Here is a 6173-nt window from a genome sequence, read left to right as displayed (position 1 = left end):
ACTCTCCACAACCCCTCCGACCTGGACAGCAATCGATGGCTACCGGCACCACACGGAGACCGATACCATCATCCTACAGGTGGCACTACCAGCCTCACACACACTTGACTGCCACTCCGCTGCACTCACCGTGGACAGGACGTGGCCACCCGAGCCGGGACTCACCTCAACCATCCTTTCACCGTCTGCACCGACACCGTGTCCGAAGGTGATCACGCCGGGACGGCGGCCCGCACCCGGTCTCCGCTCGTTGCGGTCCGGACGGGTTTGCCATCAGGCGCAACGGCAACATCCAAGGGAGGGCGGGTGACGCGAGTCACCCGTGGCGACCGTCGGCTGTGCGGCGCAAGTGTCAGCGGTGACCGCGGGGCGGGAACCTGTACGAGGCCGAAGAGAGTAGGCGAGCGGCAGCGACGCGGAAGCCTGGTGGACGAGCCGCGCCGAACGCTGCGGCGCACCTGCGCAGCTCCACCGCACAGCCCCTTGACGACATCACCGGCCCCCGCCGCGGCCGCACCCAGATCCGTCACGCCCTCACCCGCTACGACGGCGGCGCTGCCGTCACCGGCCCGGACGCCATCCGGGACGCCATCCTCGACGGCATCGGCCGCGGCAAGTCCTACGGCGCCGGGCTACTCTCCATCGCCCCCTACGGAGGCGCCCGATGACCATCCCCGCCGCCGCGAAACACCGCCTCGGCCGGCCCACCCTCGCGATGCTTCCCCGCGTGGCCGACTCTCTGTCCTTTCTTTATCTAGAATCCGTCCGCATCTTCCAGGACGGCACCGGCGTCCTCGCCCACGTCGCGTCCCCCCCTTGCCCAGCTACGCGGCATGGAAGGCCAGCGGGTCAATGCCTACTACCGGCTCTTCGCCCAGAAACACGGCGCTCCCCGCTTCCGCCGCAACTACGATCCGGCGAAACGGGACAGCCAGGACACGGTCAACCTCGCCCTGTCCGCCGCCAGTGCCTGCCTCTACGGCGTCGTCCCGCCGGGACCAGGCGTCCAGCCGAATGGTAGGGCTAGCCACACCCTCGGTTGTCCGCCTGGCCGTAGTGCCACTGCGCGCCGGGGTGGATGTACTGAATGGATGTCGTCGCCGCAGCCAATCGAGCTCATCCGCCTGAGCAAGGTCTATGGAACCGGCGCGGCAGCCGTGACCGCGCTGGACTCGATCACCCTCAGCTTCCCGAGCGGTTCCTTCACCGCGGTCATGGGTCCGTCTGGCTCGGGCAAGTCCACCCTGCTGCACTGCGCGGCCGGTCTGGAGAGGCCGACCGGCGGTCAGGTGCTGTTGGCGGGCACCGACCTGACCAGCCTCAAGGAGACCGTGCTCACCCGACTGCGGCGGGAACGGGTCGGTTTCGTGTTCCAGTCCTTCAACCTGATCGCGGCACTCACCGCCGAGCAGAACATCGCGCTGCCGTTGCGGCTGGCCGGCCGCCGTCCGAAACGGGCCGAACTCCACGCGGCACTGCATCAGGTCGGCCTGGCCGATCGGGCCGGACACCTGCCCAACCAGCTGTCCGGTGGCCAGCAGCAACGGGTCGCCATCGCCCGCGCCCTGGTCACCCGCCCGCACGTGCTGTTCGCCGACGAGCCGACCGGAGCGCTGGACCGCAACACCTCACGCGAGATGCTCACCGCGCTGCGCAGCCTGGTCGACGGTTCCGGACTCACCACCATCATGGTCACCCACGATCCGCTGGCCGCGTCCTACGCGCACCGGGTGGTATTCCTGGCCGACAGCCGGTTGGCCGGCGAACTGGTCGACCCGACCATCGAGACGGTCGCCGCCCGGATGACTCGGCTGGAAGGACTCCCGTGCTGAGCATCGCACTGGCCACCCTGCGGGCCCGCCGGGTCAGCTTCGCAGGCACTTTCGCGGCACTTCTGGTCGGGGTCACACTGCTGTCCTCGGTCAGCATCGCGCTCACCGGCGCCGCCGATCCCGGCGGGCACAGCCCGCTGCGGTTCGCCGCCGCGCCCACGGTGCTCACCCCCGCCGCGTCCTTCCCGATCCGCGGCGACGGCTACACTGATCGGCTCAGCCTGGACGGTCGCCCGGCGCTGCCGGACGCGGCGCTGTCGGCGGCCCGAGAGGCCGGCCGGGTGGTCGAGGACCGCTCCTTCTACGCCCAACTGGCCGGCAGCCGGACCTCGAAAGGCCAGCCGCCACTGGGACACGGGTGGTCGGCGGCGGCATTCACGCCGTACCGGCTGCTCGCCGGCAGCCCACCGAGCGGCACGGACGAGGTGGTGCTGGCCGGTGCGCCGCGCGACATGGTGGGCCGGCAGGTCAGCGTGCTGACGGTGGCCGGGCCGGCCAGCTACCGGGTCAGCGGGGTGACCGCGGCGACCTCGTTCGAACAGGCGATCTTCTTCTCCGACGACCGGGCAGCCGAGCTGAGCCCGCCGATCAATGCCGCGGTGGTGTACGGCTCGGCCGACAAGCTGCGCCCATCGATCGCCCGGACGAACCGCGACCAACCGGATCGCCTGCCCGAGGTGGTCCTGACCGGCAACGCCCGCCACGACGCTGACCCGGGTCGGGCCGACGAGCGGCTGGCGCTGCGGTCGGTGACCGGCCTGCTGGGAGTGACCGGCGGGCTGGCCGCAGTCGTCACGATCTTCCTGGTCGGCGCTACCTTTGCGTTCTCGGTCAACCAGCGCCAGCGCGAACTGGCCTTGTTGCGGCTGGCCGGCGGTACCCCCCAGCAGATCAGGACGATGGTGCTGGCCGAGGCTGCGCTGATCGGACTGGCCGCGGCCACCCTCGGCGCGCTCATCGGACTGGTAGGCGGCCCCTTGCTGGCGCGCTGGTTGGTCACCCGGCAGGTCGCACCGGACTGGTTCCAGGTCCGGCTGACACCGTTGGTGCTGGTGGCCCTGGTCGGCGTGCTGCTCACCGGGGTCTGCGTGGCGCTGGTCGGCGCCGCGCTGGCCTGTCTGCGCGCCGGCCGGATCCGCCCCATCGAGGCGCTGCGGCAGTCGCAGGTAAGCCGGACCGGGATGGGGTTGGCCCGCTGGATGCTGGGCCTGTTCACCCTGTTGCTCGGCGTCGCGTTGCTGTGGCTGGTGCCACTGGCCGATCCGCTGGTCGCGATCGGGCTGAACCAGGGCTTCGCGGTGGTGCTGGTCGTGGCCGTCGCGCTGCTCGCGCCGCTGGCGATCCGCCCCGTGACCCAGCTTGCCACCCTCCCGCTGGTTCTCGGTCGAGGCGCGACCGGCCTGCTGGTCCGGCAGACCACCTTCGCCTCCGTTCGCCGAGCAGCCGCCACAGCGGTGCCGGTGATCATCACCCTGGGGCTGGCCTCGGCCCTGCTCGGCTCGCTGGCGACGTTGAACGCGGCGAAGTCACATGAGCTGAATCGATCGCTGGCATCGCAGTTCACCGTGCTGAGCAGGACCGGGCCAGGCCTGGACCAGTCGGTGGTGGATCGCGTGGCGGAGCTGCCGGGCGTGACCAGCGAGCCGGTGCGCCAGGTACAGCTCTACGGTCCGCAGCGCGGCAGCACCGGCCTGGTTCAGTACCAGGCACAGGCGGTGCAGCCGTCAGCACTGACCACCCTGTTCGACCTCCAGGTGGTAGCGGGCTCGGTCACGGCACTCAACGACAGCACGATGCTGATCGACCAGGAATGGGGCAAGAAGGTCGGCGACAAGGTACCAGTGATCTTCGGTGACGGCACCCGCGGTCAATTGACGGTAGCCGCCGTGTTGCGTACCGGATTCGGCAACAACTCCGCATTCGTGACCCCGTCCCATGCAGGTCAACTGCTCGCCGACCGGATCGACGTACGCGGCCCGGCCGGTCTGAACGCGGCGGTGATCGCTTCAGCGATCAACCGGCCGGACGTGACGGTCCTGGCGACGACGGAATGGTCGAGAGCGACTGACCGACACCAGATCGAGCACAGCCGTCAGAATGCGACCACGGTACTTGCCATCGTGCTGCTCTACAGCGTGTTGGCAACCGCCAACACGATCGCGATGGCGACCGCGGCCCGTGGCCGGGAGTTCGCGGCGCTGCGACTGGCCGGTGCGGGCCGGTGGCGGATCGCGCTGATCAGCACGATTGAATCGCTACTTGCCGTCCTGGTCGGTGGACTGCTCGCGGCGATCGCGACCGCGATCTCACTGGTCGGACTCAGGGACGCCATCCGCCATGTGACCGATTCATCCCGTATTACGATCGAATGGGCTATGCTCGCCAGCCTGACAGGCGTAATTGCAGTGATCGCGATGCTGTCGACAGTGATCCCATGCCTGCTCGTGATGCGCGCTCGGCCTATCCAGCTCGTCGGCAACCGCGAGTAGGCAGCATCAGCGGCCTCGGACCATTCCCGCGAGCTGTCCGATCCGGAACGCTGGTGGATCTCCTGGTGACCTTGTGATTCTTGGGCGGCGAGAGCGGCGGGCCGCGCGCTGGTCACGCGGATGCGGCCCAGGCGTCGGCGAGCTCCCCGGGAGCGCGAAATTTTATACGGAGATCGCGCCAGGCACAACATTAGTGATGAATGGCACGATCTGCTAGCTTCTGCTTGCGAGCCGGCGATCCGGACCATTTCCCGTCGAGCAGGGGTGAACGCGATGCCGCGTGCAGACATCTCCTTTGATATCAGTCAGGTGTTACCCAAGGGTGGCGAGGAGTCGGTGGCCGAGCTGTCGGCGACCGTCGTGTTCGACGCCGCGCGGCTCACCCCGAAGCCGGTGGTGGTCCTGGCCACTCCGGGCGGCACGTACCATCGCCGCTACTGGGATCTCCAGCCACCCGGCCGCACCGGATACAGCAAGGCGGAGTACCTCGCCGCGCACGGACTGATCTTCATCGCGCTCGACTACTTCGGCGGCGGCGACAGCACACGGCCCGCCGACGGCGACTTCATCGGCCTGGAGGTGCAGGCCGACGCCGCGCACCTCGCGTACGAGCAGGCGCGCCAGCGGTTGCGGGACGGCACGCTCGCCCCCGGCCTGCCGGCGATCGACGACGCGACCTTCGTCGGGATCGGCCAGTCGCTCGGCGGGTTCATCACCATGATCCAGCAGGGGAAGTACGCCGACTACGCCGCCGTCGGAATCTTCGGGGCATCGCCGCTACTGATCACCGGCGTACGCGAGCAGCCCGACTGGGACACGCTGTCGACCGAGCAGCGGCGCGCCTGGGTGATCGCCGAGAACACCCGGCAGAGCGGAAACACCGAGCTGGAGATGTACCACGGCGCGCCGCGGGCGCAGTACGCCGGCATCTTCCACGTCCTGGACGTGCCGGACGACCTGCTGGCCTATGACGAAAAGGAGTGCCACACCCTGATCCCGCGGTACGCGGGTATCGACGGCATGACCCCGGGCCTGGCGAAGCCGTTCGCCGACCGCATCACCGCGCCGTTGTTCCTCGCCTTCGGCGACTCCGACGTCTCCGCTGACCCGCACCGTGAACCGACGGGCTATCCCGCGTCGCCCGACATCACCGTGGTCGTGATCCCACGCATGGCCCACATGCACAACTTCGCCGACACCCGCGTCCAGCTGTGGGACCGCTTCCTCGCCTGGCTCCCCGCCGCCATCTGACTCGCAGGGCTCCTGCACCGCGCCGACCGCGCTTCCCTTCCCAGCGCCGCACGTGCCGGTAGCCGCGCCGCACTCGCGATTGTCGTGCCCTTCGCTGCCGTCATCGGAGCCGATGAGACGTAGGAGAAGGTGTCCGGGCTCCCACTTCGCATCCACAAACGCCCGTGCCACCTGCAACCCCATCGCCGACCGGCGGCCGCGTTCACCGAACTCGCGCAGCGCTCCCGACACCGCCGCCGCGCGACGACCCCGGCGGCTGACGGCGTCTCAGTGGGCCGGCTGCCTGAGGATGATGACGCCGGTCACAGGTCACCGCTCTCGGGTGCGGGGGGCGGCACGGCGGGTCGGCGAGGCTGTGGTTGGGTCGTCCGGCCAGGGGTGGCGCGGGTAGCGGCCGCGCAGCTCCGCGCGGACCTGCGGGTAGCCCGTGCGCCAGAACGACGCCAGGTCGCTCGTCACCGCCACTGGGCGCCCCGCCGGGGACAACAGGTGGAGCACCAGTGGCGCGTGGCCGTCGGCGACGACGGGTACCCGCTCCCATCCGAACACCTCGGCGATCTTGACGGCCAGCACCGGGCCGGGCGCACCGCTGGTCCCGCTG

At 69.7% G+C, this 6173-nt stretch carries 5 protein-coding genes; 4 read left to right on the top strand and 1 reads right to left on the bottom strand.

What is annotated here, in order from left to right; translation table 11 throughout:
* Positions 1-377: 377 nt before the first annotated feature.
* From C1A33_RS38005 to C1A33_RS18415, 4 genes are all read left to right on the top strand, one after another.
* Positions 378-668 (top strand): type I-E CRISPR-associated protein Cas6/Cse3/CasE, encoded by a 291-nt coding sequence (locus C1A33_RS38005; protein ID WP_207770368.1) that lies wholly within the window; start codon positions 378-380, stop codon positions 666-668.
* 423 nt (positions 669-1091) lie between these two features.
* Positions 1092-1832 carry an ABC transporter ATP-binding protein gene (locus C1A33_RS18425; protein WP_101832716.1) on the top strand — a complete coding sequence of 247 codons (741 nt, stop codon included), beginning with the start codon at positions 1092-1094 and terminating at the stop codon, positions 1830-1832.
* A 161-nt stretch (positions 1833-1993) separates the two neighbouring features.
* Entirely contained in the window at positions 1994-4321 is a 2328-nt protein-coding gene (locus C1A33_RS18420; RefSeq protein WP_133150714.1) for an ABC transporter permease, read from the top strand.
* A 273-nt stretch (positions 4322-4594) separates the two neighbouring features.
* Entirely contained in the window at positions 4595-5572 is a 978-nt protein-coding gene (locus tag C1A33_RS18415; RefSeq protein ID WP_133150713.1) for an alpha/beta hydrolase, read from the top strand.
* Positions 5573-5881: 309 nt separating this feature from the next.
* Here the strand turns inward: C1A33_RS18415 and C1A33_RS18410 are convergent.
* Positions 5882-6173: ATP-dependent helicase C-terminal domain-containing protein (locus tag C1A33_RS18410; protein WP_279354651.1), on the bottom strand; the 292-nt coding region annotated here is incomplete at its 5' end.

It is taken from the genome of Frankia canadensis (genome assembly GCF_900197875.1).
Classification (GTDB): domain Bacteria; phylum Actinomycetota; class Actinomycetes; order Frankiales; family Frankiaceae; genus Frankia; species Frankia canadensis.
This window is presented reverse-complemented; position numbering and strand designations above follow the sequence as displayed.

What these genes read in the sequence shown, in the direction of transcription:
- C1A33_RS18415 (WP_133150713.1), top strand. Translation starts at nt 4,595, where the DNA reads ATGCCGCGTGCAGACATCTCCTTTGATATCAGTCAGGTGTTACCCAAG.
- C1A33_RS18425 (WP_101832716.1), top strand. Translation starts at nt 1,092, where the DNA reads ATGTCGTCGCCGCAGCCAATCGAGCTCATCCGCCTGAGCAAGGTCTAT.